This window comes from Alkalihalobacillus deserti, assembly GCF_020734105.1.
GTDB classification, from domain to species: Bacteria; Bacillota; Bacilli; order Bacillales; family Bacillaceae_D; genus Halalkalibacter; species Halalkalibacter deserti.
On record NZ_JAJAFR010000014.1, the window covers coordinates 77,444 to 98,836 of the forward strand.

Here is a 21,393-nt window from a genome sequence, read left to right on the forward strand (position 1 = left end):
GTCTATTGAGAGGGACTACCTTACTTTTTTCTTGTGAAATTTAGGTTACACCTTCACTGAGTGCAACCTAAAGAAACATTCGCAATCACGCATGCGAATGTTTCCGGTTACTCTTCTTCATTACGTTTTTGAATATCTCTTAGTGCTTCAACTCTTTCTTCTTGTTCTTGAAAATACTGAACAAGGTCTCCGATTCGATCAATCGCATTCCAACTAAGATGATGTTCAATTCCTTCAACATCTTGGTAAATGTGAGAATCGTTAACACCAATAATCCTCATAAAATCTTCTAATAGCTCATGACGATAAACTAAGCGTTTTCCAATTTTTTTACCCTTAGTTGTTAGAACTAGTCCACGGTACCGTTCATATATTAAGTATTCACTTTTATCAAGTTTCTGGACCATTTTTGTCACTGAAGAAGGATGGACTTCTAATGCCTCTGCAATATCGGATACTCTGGCATAGCCTTTCTCCTCAATCAACATATATATTCTTTCTAAATAATCTTCCATACTAGGTGTTGGCATAGTGTCCCCTCCATATTTACCATTAACAATGGTGATCAAAGCGTATAAAGTAAACTGATGTAGTAATTGTATTCTATTTTTACAATATTGTTACTGAAAATGAGCAACAGTTTTATTTTACACCAGAATATAGGAAGAGGACAATGCACAACAGACAAGTTTATGTGAAGTATTCCATTTTCGCTTCAGGAAAGAAGCGATCAATATATGTTTGAATCGTTTCTTTTAATTCATCAGCTTGCTCATTCTTATAGACGTATTTCCCGCGTCCATAGCGCCCCCACTTATACTTTCGCTCTTCTTCGTTCATCTCAAGTTTTGATTTAGGATAACGCTTTTGGATGATGTTTTTTGCTGTCTTTGTGAAACGGTGTTGAATTAACTCAAATGTTAAATCTTTTTTTGCATAGAAGGGAAGAATGGCCTCTAAACGTTCAAAAAGGTCATAGTATCCTTCCTTCCAATTTTCATGCAAGATCAGTGGAGCTACAATAAAGCCTAACGGATAATCGGCTTTTGCCACTTTTCCCGCTGCTTCAATTCTTTCTAAGAAGGAGGAAGTACCTGGCTCAAATTGTTTAATTACATAATCCGAATTCACACTAAAGCGGAATCGTGTGTTTCCATTATGCTTAGCATCAAGTAAGTGATCGACATGGTGGTATTTTGTAACAAAACGCAGGCGCCCTGACTCAGTTTGCCCCATATGTTCAATCGTTTTTTTCAATGAATGGGTTAGATGATCAATACCAACGACATCAGAAGTACAAGCCGCCTCAAACCTAGTAATGTTAGGGCTTCTTTCCTTAATGTATTTGTCGGCAGATTCGAAAATTTCTTCTAAGTTTACATAAGTGCGGATATAAGGCTTATTTCCAAGAGTCGTTTGTAAATAACAATAATGACAATGTCCCATACACCCCGTTGCAAGTGGAAGTGCATATTCTGCAGAGGGCTTTGAAGTATCAAATTTAAGTGTTTTTCTTACACCAATTACTAGGGTCGATTTAGCATTACGATATTGTTGAAGTTCATTATTACCAGGTATATTTCTGACTTGATTATGCGATGTGGTTTCTCGAATTTCCACACCTTCTTTTTCAAATTTCATTTTTAGTTCTCGTCCCAAAGGGTATTCCAATGCTCCTGGTTCAATATAAACCAATTGTGGAGTAAAAGATTTCAAAAACATGCACCTCTCTTTTTTTATAGCATGTGCACAACGAAATAAAAAAGCCAATCCAGATAATAGAAAAGCCGATGTTTTAAGAGTCTTAACTATGGGTCGTAAAAGAGGCAAAAAATCAAAATGCATGTAACAATAAAAAAAGCGCATGGATTGTTTTAAAATCCTTGCGCTTTTTGCTATTAATTAAGAAAGGACTATTTGCGGTAAGATTAAAGACCGCACTTCAACTGCGCACCGCAGCTTGTGCATGTGTTACATCCACCAATGTCCTCAACTTGTCCTTCACGACATACAGGACAAGTGTTTCCAACTTCTGAACCAATTGTCACGTTGGTTGATCTCACTTCAGTAACTGTATTGACTAAAACTACTTTGCTTTCAGATGGGGATGATTTTGATGATTCATCATCAAAACGGTTGTCTTCTGCTTTTAATGAGAGAACTTGAGCATCGCGACTTCCATCTACATAAACGGTACCGCCTTTAGCTCCACCTTTATATAGTCGCTCATATACACCTTGAACCTGCTCAACCGTATAACCACGTGGCGCATTCACCGTTTTCGATAGAGAACTATCTACCCAGCGTTGAATGATACATTGAACATCAGCATGGGCTTCCGGTGAAAGCTCCATTGTCGAAATAAACCACTCTGGTAATTGATGTTCATCTGCATGAGGGTTTGCATCCAAATATTCTTGAACAATCTCAGCTTTCACTTCGATAAATTTACCTAAACGACCACTTCGGAAATAAGAGAAAGAGAAATAGGGCTCAAGACCTGTCGATACTCCGACCATCGTCCCTGTACTACCTGTTGGTGCGACCGTAAGTAAGTGAGAATTCCGAATACCGTGCTTTAAAATACCTTCTCGAATATCCTCAGGCATCTCGCTCATATAACCAGTATTAACAAAAGCCTTTCGAAGTTCTTTCGTTTCTTCATCAGTTTGACCAACAAGAAACGGAAAACTTCCTTTTTCTTTTGCTAATTCGATGCTTGTACGATACGCAGTTGTTGCAATCGTTTCGAATACACGATCGACTAGTTGATTCCCTTCTTCTGACCCATAAACAGACTCACAATAAATTAACAAATCATGAAGACCCATGACCCCTAGACCTACCCGACGCTCACCTTTAGCTTGTTTCGTATTAGCTTCTAGGAAATAAGGGGTTGCATCTATGACATTGTCTTGCATTCTTACGCCGACTTCAACCGTTTTCGTTAATTTATCAAAATCAATTTGCTTTAAATCTTTATTCGCCATTTCAGCTAAGTTGATCGCTGCAAGGTTACAAACAGAATATGGTGCTAGTGGTTGTTCTCCACAAGGATTTGTGGCGACCACCTTTTGTCCATATGCTTTCGCATTCGTTTTATCGTTGGCATTATCAATAAAGAAAATCCCTGGTTCTGCACTATATGTCGCACAAATGTTGATCAGATTCCAAAGCTCCTTAGCTTTAATAATACGGTAAGTTCTAATACCGAATCCACGAGCTTTCCATTCACGAACATCGCCAACTTGATGCCAAGTCGTATTATAAGTAGCCATATCTTCTTCGTTATAATTCTCAACATCTGGGAACCGTAAGGCATACTCTTCGTCATTTTCAACAGCTTCCATAAATTCCTTTGTCAAGCAAACTGAAATATTAGCACCAGTTAAAAATTCAGAATTGTTAACAGAATAGGTTCCGCCAACTTGTAACTTCTCTTCGGCTTCGTTAATAACCTTTTGGTCGAATCCACCTTGTCCTGGGATCGCTCTGTAATTCAAGATCCCTTGGTACATCGATTCTTCAACTGCGTTTAATGGAGTAAAAGAAAGTTTGTCCTTAACTAGCTTTTGAATGACTTCATCTGTTGTATTTTCAAGTAAAAATTTTAAAATACGTGGATTTTGCATTTTAGAAATAATAAATTCTAAAATATCTGGATGCCAGTCCGCAAGCATGATCATTTGGGCGCCACGTCTTGACCCACCTTGTTCAACAAGATGCGTTAATTTTGCGATATCATCAAGCCAAGAAACAGAACCAGAGGATTTACCATTGACTCCACGAGCTAATGTATTGCGAGGTCTCAAAGTGGAACCATTTGTACCAACTCCACCACCGCGGCTCATAATTTCCATAACTTGCTTACGGTGTTCTGAGATGCCTTCTCTTGAATCTTGAACATAAGGCATTACATAACAGTTGAAATAAGTTACATCCGTCTCAGCTCCAGCTCCGTATAGAACACGCCCAGCTGGAATAAAATTCATTGATACAAGTTGCTCATAAAATTGCTCAAATGCTTCTTGTCTTTTCTCTTCAGTTGTTTCAACAGAAGCTAAGCCAGTAGCATTTCGTTTTGCGATTTGCTCATAGTAAAGTTCAAGTGGCTTTTCAATCGTATCTAATGAACGATATACGATTCCACTTTCTGCTTCATCGCCATCTAAAACCCCTCTAAAGTCTTCATCAATAAGTACCTTCGCACGATTGTTTTCACGATCAAGTTCGACAACAAACCCATATCCACGCGCAGGAAATTTCGGATCATCTTTAACCGTTAAAACAACAAAGTCTCCATTCTTTAATGTCTTCTTCTCCGTATCTTTGAATGTGTATCTATCTAACATTACGAGCCTAGATACTCCTTTTTTCCGAATGTTCATATCCCCCGTAATTGGGTGCACTTGTGAAAAAAGTTCGATATCCTTATTTAAACGCTCAACATCTATGCGTAACACATTTGACAACGCCATTGCCATTCGCTTCTCCTCCTCATAATTACATGGATATCTATACTATCAATCTAGTTGTTGATTTTTAATGGTCGTCCATGTACAAATTATTCTTGGGTAAGCTTACCACAAGTCCCAATACAGATTCAATATATTGTGCTCACTTTTATTTAAAATACACCATATATTGTGTCAGGATTCATTTCTAGTTATTTTGTCAACTGCGAAATGGCTAAATAATAGAAGTATAAACGAGTTTATTAGTCTTTAATCCGCTTTTTTTCGACATTTTGAACCAATTTGTCTCTTGCCAGAATCATTTTTAATTCAAAGCCTTGGTACAGCATAGATTGTCGTTACATCCATTACATTTGACAAAAAAATTTCATTCCTTTTCATTTTATTATGATATTCTAGAAACGTACTTTCACAAAGTTACCTTAAATAGCAAAGTTTATTCTGCAGGAGGAATGACAATGGAATATATTATTCAAAACCAACAACTACTACCGAAGAAAGAGGCTTCTATTAATTTTGAAGATCGTGGTTATTATTTTGGAGATGGTATATATGAAGTAATTAAAATTTATAACGGACAACCTTTTGCCATGGATCATCATTTAAAACGACTTCAGTCGAGTGCAAAAAAGTTAGATATCACTCTTCCATACGCAGAGGAAAAAATAACCGAACTCCTTATGAAGCTACTTAATAAAAATGCGGTTGTTGACGGCTTTCTCTATTTTCAAATTACTCGAGGAGTAGAACCAAGAAACCATTTATATACAAGGAATTCACCTGCTGTTTTTACAGCTTTTACACAAGCTGCTCAAAATCTTGAAGAAACACAAAAAAACGGGGTCAATGTTTGGCTAACAGATGACATTCGCTGGTTACGATGTGATATAAAGACAATCAACTTACTAGGTAATGTCATGGTGAAACGAGAGGCAGCTGACCATCAATGTCATGAAGCCATTCTTCATCGAAATGGAATGATTACTGAAGGATCATCCTCTAACTTATTTCTAGTTAAAGATCAGGTTCTATACACTCACCCTGCTACGAACCTGATCTTAAATGGTATTACAAGACAACTACTAATTGATGTTGCGACAAAACACAATTATTCCGTTGTTGAAGAACCATTCCCTGTTGAAGTACTAGAACATGCAGACGAAGCATTTATTACAAGCACTTCCGTAGAAATTACTCCTATCATATCTGTTAAAGGACAACTTGCTACGACATTTGAAGTAGGTCCCGTGACAAAAGACCTACAAACTAAGTTCAAAGCTATTCTACCTAGAAAATAATCAAAGAGAAACTTCTCTTTGATTATTTTCTAAAGTTCCATTCATGATTTTCATACCGGCTTTTCACGATTTCATTAACTACTTTTTCTTCTTCATCAGTTAGGGTATAAGGCTCTAATTCAATGTTAAGCCCTCTTTCAAAACCTCTTTTAAAAGCCTTTTTAGCTTCATCGATCGATAAAGGTTCCTTTCGTAAAGCATTAATCGCAACTGCTTTATTTTTAAAATTCTTTTGCATTCGCTCTCTTAGTCGATCACTAGAATACTTAAACAAGTCAAAAAGTTTATCCTCGTCAATATCTAAAATGATCGATCCATGCTGTAAAATGACGCCTTTTTGTCTTGTTTGAGCACTTCCAGCGACTTTCCTCCCTTCGACAACAAGTTCATACCAGGAAGGAGCATCAAAACAAACAGCCGATCGGGGATTTTTCAACGCATTTTTCTCTTCGTCTGTTCTTGGAATAGAAAAATAAGCATCAAGGCCTACATCTTTAAATCCTTCTAAAATGCCTTGTGAAATTACGCGATAGGCCTCAGTTACCGTTGCAGGCATTTCCGGATGATCTTCAGAAACAATTACACTATACGTTAGCTCTTTATCATGTAAAACCCCACGACCACCTGTAGGTCTACGTACAAAACCTAAACCGTACTCTTGAACCTTTTCAAGATTAACTTCTTTTTCAACTTTTTGAAAATACCCAATTGATAAAGTTGCCGGATTCCAACTATAAAACCGAATCGTTGGCGGAATTAATCTCTTGCTGTGCCAATCAAGTAACGCTTCATCCAAAGCCATATTATAAGCCGGAGAACAATCACCTGAGTCAATAAAACGCCACGTTTCCTTCATTATACACCGCTTCTTTCGTTCATTTATCTTAATCATTTTAACAAACGAACGCTTACTAGCCAAACTATATGCCCAATGAGATCTTATTGCTTAAATGTCCAACGACTATTATAATAAATAATGACTGTAGTACGTAAAGGAGTGTAGAGATTAACATATGGTATATTTATGGCTAATTCTGCTTGGTTTTGTGGTTTATACTGTGTTTAAGCGCTTTTATAATCCAAAATACTTAAAAACATTATCTCAAGACGATTTCATTAAAGGGTATCGCAAAGCTCAATTAATTGATGTACGTGAACCTCGTGAATATGATGGTGGTCACATCCTCGGAGCCCGCAACATTCCGATGTCACAAATTCGTCAACGAATCAATGAAGTACGTACAGATCAACCAGTGTATTTGTATTGCCAATCTGGTGCACGTAGTAGACAAGCTGCTCAATTACTAAAAAAGAAGCGTGGAGTGGAAGACATCTCTCATCTACAAGGTGGATTTAAAAAGTGGTCTGGTAAAATTAGAAAGAAGTAAAAAGATAGACTCAGGAAGGACTAATCTCTCCTGAGTCTTCTTTCAAGCTTAAGCGTGATGCTTAGGCTTTTTCATATTTTAAAATTGGTTTTCGCGCAGCTGTCGTCTCGTCGAGTCTTGAAATAACCGTTGTATGTGGAGCTTCTTGAACAATCTCTGGATTTTCTTCCACTTCACGAGCAATTTGAATCATTGCGTCAATAAATTCGTCTAATGTTTCCTTCGACTCTGTTTCTGTTGGCTCAATCATCATACATTCCTCTACATTTAATGGGAAGTAGATCGTTGGTGGATGATAACCGAAGTCCAGCAAACGCTTAGCAATATCTAGAGTACGGACGCCTAATTTCTTTTGGCGCCGCCCTGAAATAACAAATTCATGCTTACAATGTTGAGTATAAGGTAAATCAAAATAAAGCTCTAATCTTCTCATCATATAGTTAGCATTTAAGACCGCATATTCAGAAACCTTACGCAATCCATCTGGACCCATTGTCCGAATATACGTATATGCACGAACATTGATTCCATAGTTACCATAGTATGGTTTTACCCGACCGATCGACTGTGGACGATTGTAATCAAAATCATAGCGACCATCACGCTTCACGATAAGTGGTTTTGGTAAAAACGGAATTAAATCTTTTTTCACACCAACCGGACCTGATCCCGGACCACCGCCACCATGTGGTCCTGTAAACGTCTTGTGAAGATTTAAATGGACAACATCAAAGCCCATATCTCCAGGTCTAGCGATTCCTAAGATGGCATTTGAATTGGCACCATCATAATAAAGCTTCCCACCTGCATCATGAATGATTTTCGCCATTTCTACAATATATGTTTCAAACAATCCAAGCGTATTAGGATTTGTTAACATGAGTGCGGCTGTATCTTTACCCACTACTTCCCGTAAATGATCTAGATCTACAAGACCATTTTCATCCGTACGAACTGTTACAGACTCAAAGCCAGCAACCGTTGCAGAAGCAGGGTTGGTACCATGCGCAGAGTCAGGTACAATCACTTTTCTACGCTCTAAATCACCATTTCCTTCATGATAAGCACGAATCATCATTAACCCTGTCCACTCACCATGGGCTCCAGCTGCAGGCTGCAAAGTAACTTCATCCATTCCCGTAATCTCAGCTAAAGACGTTTGCAACTCATAAAGCATTTCAAGAGATCCTTGAACTTGCTCGACTGGTTGATATGGATGAATATGAGCAAGGCCTTCAAAACGAGCGACGTTCTCATTGATTTTCGGATTGTATTTCATCGTACAAGAACCAAGTGGATAGAACCCTGAATCTACACCGTGATTTCGTTTAGATAACGCCGTATAATGCCGCATAATTTCAAGCTCAGAAACTTCAGGTAGCTCTGGCTCGATTTCTCTTAAAAATTCACTAGGAATTAAATCGTCTATTTTTTGTTCCGTGATATCTAAAGTAGGCAGGCTGTGTCCCACTCGGCCTGGTTTACTACGTTCAAAAATAAGTGGCTGGTCTTTTGTTATAATCATACTAGAGCCCCCAATTCTTTAGCAAAGCTATCAAGTTCTGTTTTCGTACGTACCTCAGTTACTGCTAGTAACATTTGTCCTTCTAGTGCTTCATGATCTCTGCCAAGATCATAGCCACCAATAAATCCTTTTGTTAGTAAAATCTCATTCACTTCAGAAACAGGTTTATTCACTTTCACAACAAATTCATTGAATGTTGGTTGTTCGAATACCACTTCAACGCCGTTTGCTTTTAATTGCTTCTTCAGATAAGCCGACTTTTGAACATTTTGATAAGCCATTTCTTTAACACCCTTTTTACCAATCGCCGTCATCGCAACAGAAGCTGCTAGTGCATTTAGGGCTTGATTGGAACAAATATTAGATGTCGCTTTTTCACGTCTTATATGTTGTTCACGAGCTTGTAAAGTTAACACAAAACCACGCTGACCATGCTCATCGGTTGTTTGTCCGACTAAACGACCAGGTATCTTACGCATTAATTTCTTCGTTGTTGCAAAATACCCACAGTGTGGACCTCCAAATTGAGTAGCAATTCCAAATGGTTGAGCATCGCCTACGACAATGTCAGCTCCAAAATGACCAGGTGGTTTTAATAAACCAAGGGCAAGTGGATTACTTGAAACCACAAACATCGCTTTTCCACTATGTGTGATCTGCTCTAGTTCAGCTAATGGCTCAAGATTTCCAAAAAAGTTAGGATGTTGAACAAGGACACAAGCTGTGTCTTCTCCGTACAATTCTTTTAACTGAGCAAGGTCGGTAACACCATTTTCTGTATCAATTTCAATCACATTCAAACGCTGACCCGTTGCGTTCGTCTGCAAAACAGCGCGAGCTTCAGGATGCACGGCTTTTGAAACGAGAATCGTTTTCTTTTTCGTTTGACCAGCACTTAACATAGCAGCCTCAGCAAGAGCGGTTGGACCATCATACATTGAAGAGTTGGCTAAATCCATACCTGTCAACTCACAAATCATTGTTTGAAATTCGAAAATTGCTTGCAATTCTCCTTGCGAAATTTCAGGTTGATATGGCGTATAAGCCGTGTAAAATTCCGAACGAGAAATAACGTGATCAACAATGGAAGGAATGTAATGCTCATATACACCAGCACCTAAAAACGACGGCACTTGTTTAATTGAAACGTTCTTGCTTGCTAGACCTTGAAAATAAGAAACTAACTCAGTCTCTTTTAATGCTTCCTTCAGGTCCATTTCTCCTTTGAATCGAATGTCCTTTGGGATATCAGAAAATAAGTCTTCGATTGATTCAACACCAATCGTCTTAAGCATTTCCTTTTGATCTGCTTCTGTCATTGGTAAATAGCGATGATTCATAAACGTTCCTCCTACGACTTTTTATAAAAAGGGGTTGATACCACTTTAGCTTTTAAACGCTTTTTACGAACTTGTACTTCTACTTCTGTATCAAGGTCTGTACAATCAAGATCAAGAATAGCAAGACCGACATTCTTTTTAAGTGTTGGCGATTGTGTTCCTGTTGTTACAAAACCAACTTGTTTATCATGAACGAATACCTTATATCCTGTCCGTGGAATTCCTTTATCAATCATCTCAATGCCAACAAGCTTTCTAGTTAACCCTGCTTCTTTTTGCTTCTTTAATACAGCTTTCCCAATAAAATCAGTTTCTTTATTCACTTTTACTGCAAAACCAATACCTGCCTCTAGTGGAGAAATTTCTTTTGTAAGCTCTTGACCATACAAAGGTAAACGAGCCTCAAAACGGAGGGTGTCACGGGCACCAAGGCCACACGGTACAAGACCATCTGCTTTCCCACTCTTTAGTAATAGGCTCCAAAGCTTTGGAGCGTCAGCAGCCACACAGTAAATCTCAAAACCGTCTTCACCGGTATATCCAGTTCTAGAAACTAGAGCGTCTACTCCTCCAATTTGAACATTTTCTGCAAAATGAAAAAAGCGAATTGATGACAAATCAAAAGTAGTTTCCTTTTGCAAGATCCTTTCTGCAAGTGGACCTTGAATCGCTAATTGTGCCATGTCACTTGAAATGTTCTTAACCGTTACATTAGCAGTTAGATGCTGCTCCATCCACTCAACGTCTTTTTCAATATTAGATGCATTAATAACTAGCAAGAAGTTATCTTCTGACTTACGATAAATAAGCAAATCATCGACGGTTCCACCATTTTCATAACACATGGCTGTATATTGAGCCTGACCATCGATAATCTTAGAAACGTCGTTAGTCATGAGCTTTTGCAAGTAATTAAGCGCACCTTGACCTTTAATTTCCACTTCACCCATATGTGACACATCAAATAAACCAGCTTTTGTTCTAACTGCTTCGTGCTCATCTTTAATACTGGAAAATTGAACAGGTAAGTCCCATCCACCAAAATCAATGGTTTTCGCTCCATTCTCTTTATAAAGACTCCATAAAGGTGTTCGTTTTAATTCTGTCATTTATCGTATACTCCCCTTTCAAATCAACTCATTTTAAACAAAAAAGGACAGAGTTATACACTGAAATGTGTATAACTCTGTCCTTATACCAGAAAGTTTCCTATATTCAATAGCAAAGAATATAGTGTCTTCGTAGGTGGCTTTATCAGCGCTCTCCAGAGCTGCGTCAAATAAGAGTCTTTTTGCCTGAGAGATTCGAACTGATAACACATTATCAGAAACTTGCTCCTTCGGCGTCACAAACGTTCTTGCAATCTCTCCCCTTATTCTCATCCGCATTGAATTCAATTGTTTCCTATTTATACTCATGAATTTTTAACAATTGGTACATACTAACTATATACTACTTAACTTTTTTAGAAAGTAAGGTTATTCGGAATTTATATTAATATCCTAACAAGTTAAACGATTAGACGCAACTATTATTTCTTAAATCATATTTTTTTATATATTTTTGTTGTTTTCATTCGGATATTGACTTAAGTTTGTTCGAAAGGATGATAGATGGTGAATATAGATATTCATTTTGATCAAAAGTGGAAAAACACCTTTTTAGAAAGGTTGGACCAAGATGGACCTTGGTCTAATTGGGAGCTCTTTAAACTCGCTTATGAAGCTGAAGAACATCAAGTCATACCCGAGTTTCATGGATTACTAGCACCACAGCATCTCCCGCAATTACAGCCTTTTCCTCACCAGATTGAAGTAGCAAACACGGTCATTGAACAAATGAATGGGAAAGCTATATTGGCTGATGAAGTAGGACTTGGAAAAACAATTGAAGCTGGTTTGATTTTAAAAGAATATATGATTCGTGGACTCGTTAAAAAGGTTCTCATTTTAGTACCAGCTTCTCTTGTGTCTCAGTGGGCGATTGAATTAAATACCAAATTTCATATACCTGCTGTTGCTCAGCGTAAATCATATGTATGGGAGCAATGTGATGTAGTTGTCGCTTCTATCGATACAGCCAAACGACAGCCTCATCGTGATATTGTTCTTAACCAACCATATGACTTGGTCATTATTGATGAAGCTCATAAACTAAAAAACCCTAAAACAAAAAACTATGAATTCATCAAACACCTAAAGAAAAAGTTTTGCCTTCTCTTAACAGCAACTCCTGTTCAAAATAAATTAGAGGAAATCTTTAATTTAGTATCCCTGTTAAAACCGGGACATCTAGGCGATATCACTTCTTTTGAAAAAGAGTATCGTTCCAACAAACGCTCGCCTAAAAATGAAGAGAAATTAAAAGAGCTTGTTAATAAAGTAATGGTTCGCAATCGGCGGGAAGAAACAGGAATTGAGTGGACAAAACGCATCGTTGAAACCGTTCCAATTGAATTTAGTGATTCAGAGCGTGCTTTTTACAGTGAGATTGAGCAATTGAAAGATGGTTCTAGTCACTTTGCTTTATTAACGTTAAAACGAGAGCTTTGTAGTAGTAGAGAAGCGGCTTTTATGACTTTAAAAAACATGATTGAACGAGCACATAAAGATGGTCGTTCCTTACCTGATGCTGAAAAACTCCTAAATAAAATAGGAGAAATTGATGGCCATGCAAAGGCTGAAAAAGCGCTTGAAATTATTAAAAAGATTGATGATAAAGTAATCATCTTCACCGAATACCGAGCTACTCAACTTTATTTACAGTGGTACCTAAAACAAAATGGGATATCGTCTGTACCTTTTAGAGGTGGATTTAAACGAGGAAAAAAAGATTGGATGAGGCAACTGTTTCAAAACCATGCGCAAGTGTTAATTGCGACAGAGGCTGGTGGAGAAGGAATTAATCTTCAATTTTGTAGCCATATCATTAATTATGACTTGCCTTGGAACCCGATGAGAATCGAGCAACGGATTGGACGGATTCATCGTTTAGGGCAAAAAGAAGATGTTCGCATTTACAATTTTGCCGTAACAGATACGGTCGAACAACATATTCTTAAGTTATTGTATGAAAAAATTCACCTTTTTGAATCAGTGATTGGAGAACTTGATGATATTTTAACGAAGATTGAACTTCCTTCAGTTGAGGAACATGTTCAAGACATCCTGTTACAATCGGACTCAGAAGGAGAAATGAGGATTAAATTTGATCATCTTGCAGCCATAATGAATGAAGCCGCTGAAGAAGCTGCTCAATCCAAAGAGGAGGATCCTATCGATGCAACAGCCTCAAGTTCATGATTTTTTAGAGCGTTACTTTAAAGCAAATGACAGTCCAATCATTGAGAATACTTCTAGTTATTTACAGATTCAACTATCTATTGAGCTAGACAAGCTCCTAATGAATCGTCCCTTTTATTGGCATTATCTCGAGAAAACCGGTGGTGAGCCACGTCCGATGCAAGTAACATTCATCACCGATCAAACTCATGTGCCTGATGATATCCGCGGGGAACAAATACATTTTGGGTCACCGCGATTACGACAATTATTTGAATCAACAAGGGAACTAGGAGGATTCATTCGCCTCTTCGAACGTATTGAGGCTTCTGGAAATAAATCGATTTCCTTACAACCTTGGCTGTGTTTAAATGCAAAAGTTTCTTTTCAATGTGACCGTAAAAAGGACGTTTTGTTGTCACTAGGACTCAATTTGATACACGGACAAATCGTTCCCCAGTTTTATGATCGGATTCGTGAAAAAGATTTGACTCCTAACATTCCTGACTATTGCTTTAAACTATCACCATTAATTACAGTTAAGAGTGGGTTAATCCGTCTTCAAAAAATGGTCCAAACCTACGCAGAGAATGAGGACGATACCTGGGCTGAAGAAGCTGTCGAAAGATGGGATGCCGATTTAAAACTTTTAGAAGCCTTTTATGAAGATCAAGAAGAAAAACCTGAAAGTTATCATGTTGAAAAACAAGCTCTGAAAGAACAGTATGAACCTAATATCCATGTTTCGGTTGTAAATGGTGGGATGTTCTATCTTCAGCAGCAAGTTTTTTAAAGAGCCTTCTCTCAAATAATAGCTCATAGACACACTCATTGAACCAATAAAAAAAAACGAACTACACGGAGGTAGTTCGTTTTTTTATGGCTTAGTGAGCTACAGGAGCTCCTCCACCTGTTGTAATGATTGCGATGATTGTCGCAATTGAAAACCATCCAAACACAACAAATGAAATTCCTGCAAAGCCAACTGCGAAAAAGTTCTTTCTTTTAATTTCACGAACGATCGCAACAGCACTTAAAAGTGCTACAATTAAAAGGATGATAGATAAGATCATACTGACTTAACCTCCTTATGTAGAAACTAAGAACCCAGCTTAACTAGTCCAATTATAAGACTATATGAGAACGTTGTCAGCCTTAAATTTTGACAAAGCTAGCACAAAACTAAACTTTTTAATTAGGTTGGGCATTTTGCTCTTATTTTACTCTTATTTTAAATATTTGTCGAGTCGATTTCCATAATGTATGATAGAACTATCTTATTTTATTGGAGGTTAATAAATATGAAATGGACTCAACTTCCCCTCGGGCCATTACAGACGAATGCTTATGTAGTTCAGAACGACGCAAGAGATGCCATTGTTATTGATCCAGGTAGCGAAGGCCCAGCCCTTGTACAATGGCTTACTGAACAAAACTTAAAGCCTACTGCCATTCTTTTAACTCATGCTCACTTTGACCATATTGGAGCTGTTGATGATGTGCGGAATGAATTCAAATGCCCTGTCTACATACACAAAAATGAACAAGATTGGCTTTCTGATGGAGAAAAAAATGGTTCAAAACGCTTTTTAAATGCAAACGCTATAACAGCTAAACCAGCTGAACATATCATTGAAAATGAAACAAGCCTTGTTATTGGATCTTTTCAATTAGAGGTATTTGAAACTCCAGGACATTCTCCAGGAAGTGTTTCTTTTTATTTAAAAGAGCACTCCATCGTTTTCTCTGGTGATGCTTTATTCGCACAAAGCATTGGTCGTACAGATTTACCTGGTGGAAATCACCAACAACTGATTGAAAGTATCCATCAAAAGCTCCTTGAGTTACCTGAAGACACCATAGTTGCTTGTGGTCATGGGTCAACGACCACAATAGCAAGTGAAATGGATAGTAACCCATTCTTATCAGGCTTTTAATACTAATTCATTAAAAGCTATCTGTCACCACTTTAATGCAAAGATAGCACCGATGATTGAGACTACTGTTAAAAAATCTATTTTTACTTTTTTCAGTAGTCTTGAACAATCTGCGTAGCCATTTCCGCTTCTTCAAAGACCTTTTTAGTATTGCTGCTCAGATAGTGTATCTGTTTAGTCGGAGCCAACACATTATATTTATAAAAGTAGGTAATTCTATTTCTATAATTTGTTATTACTGTTGACATAGTGATAAACTATTTTATAGAATGAGACTTAGATGGGTGGGTCTTTGAATGGGAGTCCCCCTCCCCTCAATGTTCTTACATCAATACGATTTACTTCCCATGTGGCCTTCAACGATGTTGAAGGCCGCTTTTTTTTATAAAGCGGCACAGCCGTCATTTCTTGCGAGTAGGCTTTCATACTTGAAGCCCACCCTTCATTCAATCAAATTTCTTATAAAAAAAGAAAACCGTCCCCTATTAAATGAGGAAACGGTTCCGATCAGTGTATATGTACCAAATATTAATGTCCACCAAAGCTTGGTACTAATAAGAATGTTGAATAATACGTGAAGCCAACGAAGAAAATCGTTAAATAGGCGCCAAAAATATAGATATATACACGTTCAGATAAGTTTAAGTAGCTTAATGCTAGAAGTGCACCAGTTTGTGCGAAGAATAGCAACGCTACATTAAACATATCTCCTACAAAAAACAGAACAGCAAAAATCCCTGTCCAAAAAGCTAAAACACGAAACATACGGTCCATTCGTTTCCCCTCCTTCATGCACAAATTATTACCACGATGGCATTATTTGCTTAGGATATCAAATGATAGAGTACAGACTTATTATATCGACTGTCTCTTTATTTGTAAATGCTTGAACAATGGCAAAACTGTGTCACTCAAGATTTCGATAGTGTTACCACAGCATAAGAGCAAGCCTTTGCTTTAGGATCGGTTAATTTTGAGTTATCTTTAAGAATATGATCCCCAAGAAACAATGAAAAAATCCCTTTAAATAATTCATGGTGCATCGAGCAAAGTGAAACAGAGTGCTCAGTCATTAATTCTTTAAAGGTACAATTATAAATACTAAACTCAATTTCGTCTTTTTCCTTGACGTATTGTATTTCAGGATTTAGCCCTTGATTAATAGCAATTTCCTCAATCATTCTCACTTTCTCTTCCATGGAAAGAGTGGCGATGTCTACTTGAAGTTCTTGAACATACAGTTCAGCACTCTCTCGGCCATATTTATAACCAACTTTATGTAAAGCATCTAAACCTACGTCCCCAAGTCCAAACAATGATTCTATTGCCATTTTAGATAAGCGTTGATAGTCTCTAAATGGAAATTGTAATTGGATAACCTCATTAGAAAGTTTATAAAAACGGCTAGGCCGACCGCCTTTACCCGTTTTTTGCGTTTCAGAGATAATCATTTTAACATCTTCTAGTTTGGTTAAATGAAGACGTGCTACATTTGGATGAATACTAAATTGATCAGCAATTTCTTGTACTGTTACGTTCTCACGTTTTCTTGAAACATGTTGATAAATAGAAAACCGCGTTGGATCAGACAACACACTAGTTATCTTCAATGTGTTTTGTTCTTGTTCCATAATATTATTCACTCCTAGACTACCATCTTCTTCCCATTATAGTACAGTTATGGTTGCAAATAAATCATTTTCAACAAATAATGACAAAGAAAAAGCGAAGCAACTGTCAGAGACAGCGCAACGCGATTACTTTTTCTTTTTTCGTTTTCTCAAGTACAAGGATATTCCTAAAGGAATCATACCAAAAGCCTGAGTAGAAAAAGGCTTCCGCTCTACTTTTCTTTCTAATTTTTTCGACCGTCTCTCTTCTTTTGGTTGATCCATTCTAATTACAGCCTGTTGTGTTAAAAATTTAACGTAATCATTCAATGACATACTCTCACCTCTGTGACGTTCTAGAAGCTAGTATACCCAGATGATAGAACTTTTAACACTGTACTACTTCATCAAACAGTTTTGATAATCAGTAATTGCAGAGAAGTAGAACCTGGATTGACACTCTCCCAATAGTCATTAATTTCTGAACTTTCCCAGGTATATTTAAATCCAGCTATACGTTTGTGACCAGATTTCAAACTAACCGTTACGTAAATGAAACTAACCCCATCATCCAAACTTCGAGTGGTAAAGGTAACGTTACCTGTTTCATATGAAAAAACGATGGGCTGAATAATAATTGGATCATACTCTCCCCTTTGAAATTCTTTGATCCCTACTTGAAGAAGATATTCGAGTTGCAGCAATCTCTCTTGTTCATAGATAAATCGTTTTTCTGTTTGATAAAGATGAATTTGTAGTATCAAAATGTGTATGATAAGAAAGCAAAGAAACAAAGTAGTAGGAAAAATAAATCCCTTTTCACTTTTCATGGGCTCTCCACTTCGTTACCATAGGGTAGTAGGAACGATTTATTAAAAGAAGCTAGACTTTTGATCACAACCTTACAATGAACAATCTGCTTATACGTGCTACATGAAAAAGTATCTACTTCTTCTAGTAGTAACACATTTCCTTCTCCATCTCTTGTTCTCCTCACCTGACCACTCGATAACAACCTAATCTCAATATCTTTTTCCTCTTCGCTTCGCAAGATTAAAATTCCTTGTCCGACCTCTACATTTGAGGTCACCCTAAAATCCTGAGAAATTTGATTGAAAAACATCGTTACTTGTTGAAACGTAATTTTATCGGTTTGATAACCTTTTGTTACGGTTAAAACGAAAGTTGAGAAAAATGAAACGATTAATAGAAAAAGAGACAAAACCAATAATATCTCAATTAATGTAAAGCCTTTTTCAATTCGCAGCCAATAAGCAATGTTCATATTCCCTCCCATTTGAGCCAACCCAAGTACAACATGTATTAACAATTCCATCTTTCACTATATCACTGCTAATTTCATATTGATTTATTGATTTCAAACCAGGAACACCATCAACAACAAATTCAAGTACAGAGTCCTCCAATATAGTTAAAGCTCTTACTTCTTCTCGTATCGTTACTCTTTCTGAATATACAATTGTAAGTAAAGGAACAACAGTTGCAGAAAACAGGACTAATAAAGACAGTGCTCCCATCACTTCAATAAAAGTGAAACCTTTATAATTTCCTATAAGTAATCATTCCTTTCCCTATATGAATTGTAAATGTATAACGATGATGACCAACCTTTAATAAAAATGTTCCAGACCTAGAGGGATGTCCGTTAGCTAGAAAGGCAACACTTGATGGGGAAATAGTTAGCGACTCAAAAAGCATGTCTCGATGCTGGTAAGGTATAACAGAATAATTGTCAAAAGGAGCAAACCTGATCGTAAATTCTTTAGTTGAGTTATCTGTTCTTATTTGAGTCAGGCGACCAGTTGACATGGCAACTTGCTGTGCGAGTAATAAATTTTCTTTTACTTGTTTTGCAATGATATCAGCTTCAAGTGAGGTTTCATTTAATTTAGGAAAAGTTACTAGTGGTAAGCTAACTAAAATGGAGAGTAAGGAAAGGGTAATAAGAAGTTCAACTAAAGTGTAACCGGATTCAGCATGCTTCATTCTGTAGTAGTTTGTGATGGGGGTGTTACGTTTCCAGTCGTTGGATCATAATTAACCATTGCTCCATTGGGACATGTTATATTATCGACATATTCGCTGTTTGTTAGAACTTCAAGAGAAGCAGGTAAATCTTCTTTTTCTAATTTGTACGCATGTACCTGTGCTTGTAATAATTTAATCGTCGCTTCACAACCCTTTCCACTTGCAATCTCATTATTCTTGCTCATATTAGGAACTATAATTAAAAGCAATACGGAAATAATCATCAATACAATAAGCATCTCTACAAGCGTAAATCCATCTTCTTTTTCTAACTTATTCATTTTTATCACCTCTGGAGTTTTTAATTCGGGGGGACGGGGAAAATGAAGAGAGTAACTGGCGGTAATAGACTTTCTATCCTCCTTTTCGTGTCGATATTTGTTATAATTAGACATTGGTTTGATATTTCCTTCTTAAAATTAACTTTTTTTTGAAAGGTTGTTGTTATGAAGCGTTTTTTTTTATTAATCATTACATTCTATCAGCGTTTTATTTCTCCTTTAAAACCTCCAACCTGTCGATTTTACCCAACTTGCTCACACTATGGTTTAGAATCAATTAAAAGATTCGGAACACTTAAAGGGACATGGTTAACGATTAAAAGAATAGCTAAGTGTCACCCCTTCCATCCTGGAGGCATTGATCTAGTACCGGAAAAAGATAACATGGAATCCAAATAAAAGCTAAAGAAAAAACCGCAAAGGTTTTTTCTTTAGCTTTTCATACTTCATTGAAACCCATCTATATTTATTCGATTTTCAACTTCCCACTAATAGGAAATTTCCCTTTTTTACCTCAAAAAAAGCATACAATATGTATGCTCAGATTGTTGAGAAACCCCCACTTTTTAAGTGGGGGTTTCTCTTTGAAGTTGGTTCTTCTCTTTGAACCACAGTAAACGTTCATAAAATGAGGATCGCAAACCATCTCACCCTCTGGTGAGGTGGTTTGCGATCTTCTTTATGTTCTGTGCTACAGCTGTCATCAGCGCTTGTTCGTTAGCGCCTTTCAAGCTGCGCAACCGGCAGTAGCGAAGCCCGTGGAGTTGTTTCGCATCCGCAAAGCTTCGCTCGATTGTTTCTTTTCTCTTTTTGTAAATCGTCTTTCCTTCTGGAGAAAGACGATTTTCCCTGACTTTTTCTTTACTACTTTCCCAAACGTGTCTAGTTATGATCTTTTTATGCTTCTTAGCCGTTGTACATTGTGAAAGAAAAGGACAGCTTTTACACGTTTTGGGATTGGAGTGATACTGACGATACCCTTCGCGATTCGTAGTTGAGTAAGTCAAAGTCTCTCCATTGGGACATGTGTATGTATCGGATTCAACTTCATAAGTAAACTTCCATTTTGGGAATAATCCTTTTTTAGGCGAAAAGCGTCGATGGGCAATGACACCCATGATTTTTCTCTGTTCAAGCCCATGACAAATAGGCATGGTTAAATAACCAGCATCGAGCCCAACAGCTTCCAATTCAAAACCAAAACGTTCTCGTTGACGATCTAAACGTGCTAAGTAGGGACGGGAATCATGAACATCGCCTGGTGTCACATGGACATCCGTTATAATGTTAAATTTAAAGTCCGTTGTACGATGGTCCAGATAGAAGAAGCCCTCAGGCTTTCCATCTCGAAACATATAGCCACTATCTTTATCTGTCGTGCTGACCTTAACTTCTTTTTCTTCTACCTCCTTGTCCTTTTTTGGTAAAGACTTTTTCCGTGTGCTTTTCGATCCTCTTCAATAGCTTGGTCAAGTTCCTTGATATAATCGTGTGTCTCTACTTGAACAGTTTCCTTAACGAATTTCCGTTTGTTTGCATTTGCCTTTAAATGAGTAGAGTCGGTGAATAGAACGCGTCCACCTACCATGCGGTGTTCAACTGCGAAATCAATCGTTTCATCGATCTTTCGCAAAAGATGATCTACTGGAACAAGTTGATCAATCGAAACCATTTCAAATCGGATTTAGAAAGCAAAAAAATAGGCTGTTGAGAAGACTTTCTCAACAGCCTGAGCATACAATATGTATGCTTTTTATAATGCGGGTGAAGGGACTCGAACCCCCACGTCATAAGACACTAGATCCTAAGTCTAGCGCGTCTGCCAATTCCGCCACACCCGCGTATAATTGGAATTTTATAAAAAATACCTTAAATGATGAGCCATGAAGGATTCGAACCTTCGACCCTCTGATTAAAAGTCAGATGCTCTACCAACTGAGCTAATGGCTCTTACTAATTTGGATTAATCTCTAAAATAATAGAGAGATTTGTTGGTGACCCGTACGGGAATCGAACCCGTGATACCGCCGTGAAAGGGCGGTGTCTTAACCGCTTGACCAACGGGCCACTATATAACTTTTTATGGCGGAGAAGGAGGGATTTGAACCCTCGCGCCGCGTAAACGACCTACACCCTTAGCAGGGGCGCCCCTTCAGCCACTTGGGTACTTCTCCATGGCTCCACAGGTAGGACTCGAACCTACGACCGA

The 21,393-nt window shown here is 37.6% G+C and carries 22 protein-coding genes, 4 tRNA genes, 1 pseudogene and 1 riboswitch; of the genes and pseudogenes, 6 read left to right on the forward strand and 21 right to left on the reverse strand.

Annotation, left to right across the window (positions count from 1 at the left end; genetic code table 11):
• Window positions 1–107: 107 nt before the first annotated feature.
• The 3 genes from mntR to LDX58_RS19340 all read right to left on the reverse strand — a co-directional run bounded on the left by mntR (window position 108) and on the right by LDX58_RS19340 (window position 4,484).
• On the reverse strand, window positions 108–530 hold the full coding sequence (gene mntR, locus LDX58_RS19330; protein ID WP_227938506.1) for a transcriptional regulator MntR: 423 nt from the start codon (window positions 528–530) through the stop codon (window positions 108–110).
• Window positions 531–690: 160 nt separating this feature from the next.
• On the reverse strand, window positions 691–1,722 hold the full coding sequence (gene splB / locus LDX58_RS19335; RefSeq protein WP_227938507.1) for a spore photoproduct lyase: 1,032 nt from the start codon (window positions 1,720–1,722) through the stop codon (window positions 691–693).
• A gap of 206 nt (window positions 1,723–1,928) precedes the next feature.
• Window positions 1,929–4,484, reverse strand: coding sequence for a vitamin B12-dependent ribonucleotide reductase (locus tag LDX58_RS19340; protein ID WP_227938509.1), 2,556 nt, complete (start codon window positions 4,482–4,484; stop codon window positions 1,929–1,931).
• A gap of 449 nt (window positions 4,485–4,933) precedes the next feature.
• On the opposite strand from LDX58_RS19340, the gene dat reads away from it, so the two are divergent.
• Complete coding sequence (dat, locus tag LDX58_RS19345; protein ID WP_227938511.1) at window positions 4,934–5,773, forward strand: D-amino-acid transaminase; 840 nt, start codon at window positions 4,934–4,936, stop codon at window positions 5,771–5,773.
• A 22-nt stretch (window positions 5,774–5,795) separates the two neighbouring features.
• On the opposite strand, the gene lipM is transcribed toward dat, so the two are convergent.
• The gene (gene lipM, locus LDX58_RS19350) at window positions 5,796–6,632 is read right to left on the reverse strand and encodes an octanoyltransferase LipM (protein ID WP_227938558.1); all 837 of its coding nucleotides are present in this window, start codon (window positions 6,630–6,632) and stop codon (window positions 5,796–5,798) included.
• 154 nt (window positions 6,633–6,786) lie between these two features.
• Here lipM and LDX58_RS19355 point away from each other — a divergent pair, with 154 nt between their 5' ends.
• Entirely contained in the window at window positions 6,787–7,161 is a 375-nt protein-coding gene (locus LDX58_RS19355) for a rhodanese-like domain-containing protein (protein ID WP_227938513.1), read from the forward strand.
• A 61-nt stretch (window positions 7,162–7,222) separates the two neighbouring features.
• Here the strand turns inward: LDX58_RS19355 and gcvPB are convergent, their stop codons facing one another.
• Genes gcvPB through gcvT form a run of 3 tightly spaced genes read right to left on the reverse strand, consistent with a single transcriptional unit; the run spans window position 7,223 to window position 11,135 of the window.
• Entirely contained in the window at window positions 7,223–8,686 is a 1,464-nt protein-coding gene (gene gcvPB, locus LDX58_RS19360) for an aminomethyl-transferring glycine dehydrogenase subunit GcvPB (protein ID WP_265416770.1), read from the reverse strand.
• The gene (gene gcvPA, locus LDX58_RS19365; protein WP_227938515.1) at window positions 8,683–10,026 is read right to left on the reverse strand and encodes an aminomethyl-transferring glycine dehydrogenase subunit GcvPA; all 1,344 of its coding nucleotides are present in this window, start codon (window positions 10,024–10,026) and stop codon (window positions 8,683–8,685) included. Before gcvPA ends, gcvPB begins: the two co-directional genes overlap by 4 nt.
• A gap of 11 nt (window positions 10,027–10,037) precedes the next feature.
• On the reverse strand, window positions 10,038–11,135 hold the full coding sequence (gene gcvT / locus LDX58_RS19370) for a glycine cleavage system aminomethyltransferase GcvT (protein WP_227938517.1): 1,098 nt from the start codon (window positions 11,133–11,135) through the stop codon (window positions 10,038–10,040).
• Between the two features lie 164 nt (window positions 11,136–11,299).
• Window positions 11,300–11,408: riboswitch (glycine riboswitch) on the reverse strand.
• A 231-nt stretch (window positions 11,409–11,639) separates the two neighbouring features.
• On the opposite strand from gcvT, the gene LDX58_RS19375 reads away from it, so the two are divergent.
• The gene (locus tag LDX58_RS19375) at window positions 11,640–13,328 is read left to right on the forward strand and encodes a DEAD/DEAH box helicase (protein ID WP_265416771.1); all 1,689 of its coding nucleotides are present in this window, start codon (window positions 11,640–11,642) and stop codon (window positions 13,326–13,328) included.
• Complete coding sequence (locus LDX58_RS19380) at window positions 13,306–14,100, forward strand: YqhG family protein (RefSeq protein ID WP_227938521.1); 795 nt, start codon at window positions 13,306–13,308, stop codon at window positions 14,098–14,100. The genes LDX58_RS19375 and LDX58_RS19380 overlap by 23 nt, the downstream gene beginning before the upstream one ends.
• A 91-nt stretch (window positions 14,101–14,191) precedes the next feature.
• Here LDX58_RS19380 and LDX58_RS19385 read toward each other — a convergent pair whose 3' ends face one another.
• On the reverse strand, window positions 14,192–14,380 hold the full coding sequence (locus tag LDX58_RS19385) for a DUF2759 family protein (protein ID WP_227938523.1): 189 nt from the start codon (window positions 14,378–14,380) through the stop codon (window positions 14,192–14,194).
• 228 nt (window positions 14,381–14,608) lie between these two features.
• On the opposite strand from LDX58_RS19385, the gene LDX58_RS19390 reads away from it, so the two are divergent.
• Entirely contained in the window at window positions 14,609–15,244 is a 636-nt protein-coding gene (locus tag LDX58_RS19390) for an MBL fold metallo-hydrolase (protein WP_227938525.1), read from the forward strand.
• A 528-nt stretch (window positions 15,245–15,772) separates the two neighbouring features.
• Here the strand turns inward: LDX58_RS19390 and LDX58_RS19395 are convergent.
• The 8 genes from LDX58_RS19395 to comGC form a co-directional block, all read right to left on the reverse strand.
• A complete protein-coding gene (locus LDX58_RS19395) occupies window positions 15,773–16,018 on the reverse strand; it encodes a DUF2626 domain-containing protein (protein WP_066160801.1) in 246 nt (81 codons plus the stop codon).
• 137 nt (window positions 16,019–16,155) lie between these two features.
• Entirely contained in the window at window positions 16,156–16,875 is a 720-nt protein-coding gene (locus LDX58_RS19400) for a helix-turn-helix transcriptional regulator (RefSeq protein WP_227938527.1), read from the reverse strand.
• A gap of 126 nt (window positions 16,876–17,001) precedes the next feature.
• A complete protein-coding gene (locus LDX58_RS19405) occupies window positions 17,002–17,190 on the reverse strand; it encodes a YqzE family protein (RefSeq protein ID WP_227938529.1) in 189 nt (62 codons plus the stop codon).
• Between the two features lie 71 nt (window positions 17,191–17,261).
• The gene (gene comGG, locus LDX58_RS19410) at window positions 17,262–17,684 is read right to left on the reverse strand and encodes a competence type IV pilus minor pilin ComGG (protein ID WP_227938531.1); all 423 of its coding nucleotides are present in this window, start codon (window positions 17,682–17,684) and stop codon (window positions 17,262–17,264) included.
• Window positions 17,681–18,139 (reverse strand): ComGF family competence protein, encoded by a 459-nt coding sequence (locus LDX58_RS19415; RefSeq protein WP_227938534.1) that lies wholly within the window; start codon window positions 18,137–18,139, stop codon window positions 17,681–17,683. The genes comGG and LDX58_RS19415 overlap by 4 nt, the downstream gene beginning before the upstream one ends.
• Window positions 18,111–18,392, reverse strand: a complete 282-nt coding sequence (locus tag LDX58_RS19420; protein WP_227938535.1) for a hypothetical protein — start codon at window positions 18,390–18,392, stop codon at window positions 18,111–18,113. The genes LDX58_RS19415 and LDX58_RS19420 overlap by 29 nt, the downstream gene beginning before the upstream one ends.
• 22 nt (window positions 18,393–18,414) lie before the next feature.
• Complete coding sequence (gene comGD / locus LDX58_RS19425) at window positions 18,415–18,861, reverse strand: competence type IV pilus minor pilin ComGD (RefSeq protein ID WP_227938540.1); 447 nt, start codon at window positions 18,859–18,861, stop codon at window positions 18,415–18,417.
• Window positions 18,858–19,184 carry a competence type IV pilus major pilin ComGC gene (gene comGC / locus LDX58_RS19430; RefSeq protein WP_227938542.1) on the reverse strand — a complete coding sequence of 109 codons (327 nt, stop codon included), beginning with the start codon at window positions 19,182–19,184 and terminating at the stop codon, window positions 18,858–18,860. The genes comGD and comGC overlap by 4 nt, the downstream gene beginning before the upstream one ends.
• 165 nt (window positions 19,185–19,349) lie before the next feature.
• On the opposite strand from comGC, the gene yidD reads away from it, so the two are divergent.
• Complete coding sequence (yidD, locus tag LDX58_RS19435; protein ID WP_227938544.1) at window positions 19,350–19,583, forward strand: membrane protein insertion efficiency factor YidD; 234 nt, start codon at window positions 19,350–19,352, stop codon at window positions 19,581–19,583.
• Between the two features lie 248 nt (window positions 19,584–19,831).
• Here the strand turns inward: yidD and LDX58_RS19440 are convergent.
• From LDX58_RS19440 to LDX58_RS19460, 5 genes and pseudogenes are all read right to left on the reverse strand, one after another.
• Window positions 19,832–20,787: pseudogene (locus LDX58_RS19440) on the reverse strand (IS1182 family transposase); the annotation flags it as partial.
• Window positions 20,788–20,943: 156 nt separating this feature from the next.
• Window positions 20,944–21,025: transfer RNA gene (locus tag LDX58_RS19445), tRNA-Leu, on the reverse strand.
• Between the two features lie 36 nt (window positions 21,026–21,061).
• Window positions 21,062–21,134: transfer RNA gene (locus tag LDX58_RS19450), tRNA-Lys, on the reverse strand.
• Window positions 21,135–21,176: 42 nt separating this feature from the next.
• Window positions 21,177–21,251 (reverse strand) — tRNA-Glu (locus LDX58_RS19455).
• A gap of 16 nt (window positions 21,252–21,267) precedes the next feature.
• A tRNA-Ser gene (locus LDX58_RS19460) sits at window positions 21,268–21,358 on the reverse strand.
• Between the last annotated feature and the right edge of the window lie 35 nt (window positions 21,359–21,393).

Bases quoted from the DNA above. Each gene is read 5' to 3' on its own strand.
- LDX58_RS19395 (WP_066160801.1), bottom strand. From the start codon at position 16,018: ATGGACCGTATGTTTCGTGTTTTAGCTTTTTGGACAGGGATTTTTGCT.
- comGD (WP_227938540.1), bottom strand. From the start codon at position 18,861: ATGAAGCATGCTGAATCCGGTTACACTTTAGTTGAACTTCTTATTACC.
- LDX58_RS19390 (WP_227938525.1), top strand. From the start codon at position 14,609: ATGAAATGGACTCAACTTCCCCTCGGGCCATTACAGACGAATGCTTAT.
- mntR (WP_227938506.1), bottom strand. From the start codon at position 530: ATGCCAACACCTAGTATGGAAGATTATTTAGAAAGAATATATATGTTG.
- comGG (WP_227938531.1), bottom strand. From the start codon at position 17,684: ATGAAAAGTGAAAAGGGATTTATTTTTCCTACTACTTTGTTTCTTTGC.
- LDX58_RS19415 (WP_227938534.1), bottom strand. From the start codon at position 18,139: ATGAACATTGCTTATTGGCTGCGAATTGAAAAAGGCTTTACATTAATT.
- gcvPB (WP_265416770.1), bottom strand. From the start codon at position 8,686: ATGATTATAACAAAAGACCAGCCACTTATTTTTGAACGTAGTAAACCA.
- LDX58_RS19400 (WP_227938527.1), bottom strand. From the start codon at position 16,875: ATGGAACAAGAACAAAACACATTGAAGATAACTAGTGTGTTGTCTGAT.
- gcvPA (WP_227938515.1), bottom strand. From the start codon at position 10,026: ATGAATCATCGCTATTTACCAATGACAGAAGCAGATCAAAAGGAAATG.
- LDX58_RS19375 (WP_265416771.1), top strand. From the start codon at position 11,640: ATGGTGAATATAGATATTCATTTTGATCAAAAGTGGAAAAACACCTTT.
- LDX58_RS19340 (WP_227938509.1), bottom strand. From the start codon at position 4,484: ATGGCAATGGCGTTGTCAAATGTGTTACGCATAGATGTTGAGCGTTTA.
- gcvT (WP_227938517.1), bottom strand. From the start codon at position 11,135: ATGACAGAATTAAAACGAACACCTTTATGGAGTCTTTATAAAGAGAAT.
- comGC (WP_227938542.1), bottom strand. From the start codon at position 19,184: ATGAATAAGTTAGAAAAAGAAGATGGATTTACGCTTGTAGAGATGCTT.
- LDX58_RS19405 (WP_227938529.1), bottom strand. From the start codon at position 17,190: ATGTCATTGAATGATTACGTTAAATTTTTAACACAACAGGCTGTAATT.
- LDX58_RS19385 (WP_227938523.1), bottom strand. From the start codon at position 14,380: ATGATCTTATCTATCATCCTTTTAATTGTAGCACTTTTAAGTGCTGTT.
- yidD (WP_227938544.1), top strand. From the start codon at position 19,350: ATGAAGCGTTTTTTTTTATTAATCATTACATTCTATCAGCGTTTTATT.
- dat (WP_227938511.1), top strand. From the start codon at position 4,934: ATGGAATATATTATTCAAAACCAACAACTACTACCGAAGAAAGAGGCT.
- splB (WP_227938507.1), bottom strand. From the start codon at position 1,722: ATGTTTTTGAAATCTTTTACTCCACAATTGGTTTATATTGAACCAGGA.
- LDX58_RS19355 (WP_227938513.1), top strand. From the start codon at position 6,787: ATGGTATATTTATGGCTAATTCTGCTTGGTTTTGTGGTTTATACTGTG.
- LDX58_RS19420 (WP_227938535.1), bottom strand. From the start codon at position 18,392: ATGGGAGCACTGTCTTTATTAGTCCTGTTTTCTGCAACTGTTGTTCCT.
- LDX58_RS19380 (WP_227938521.1), top strand. From the start codon at position 13,306: ATGCAACAGCCTCAAGTTCATGATTTTTTAGAGCGTTACTTTAAAGCA.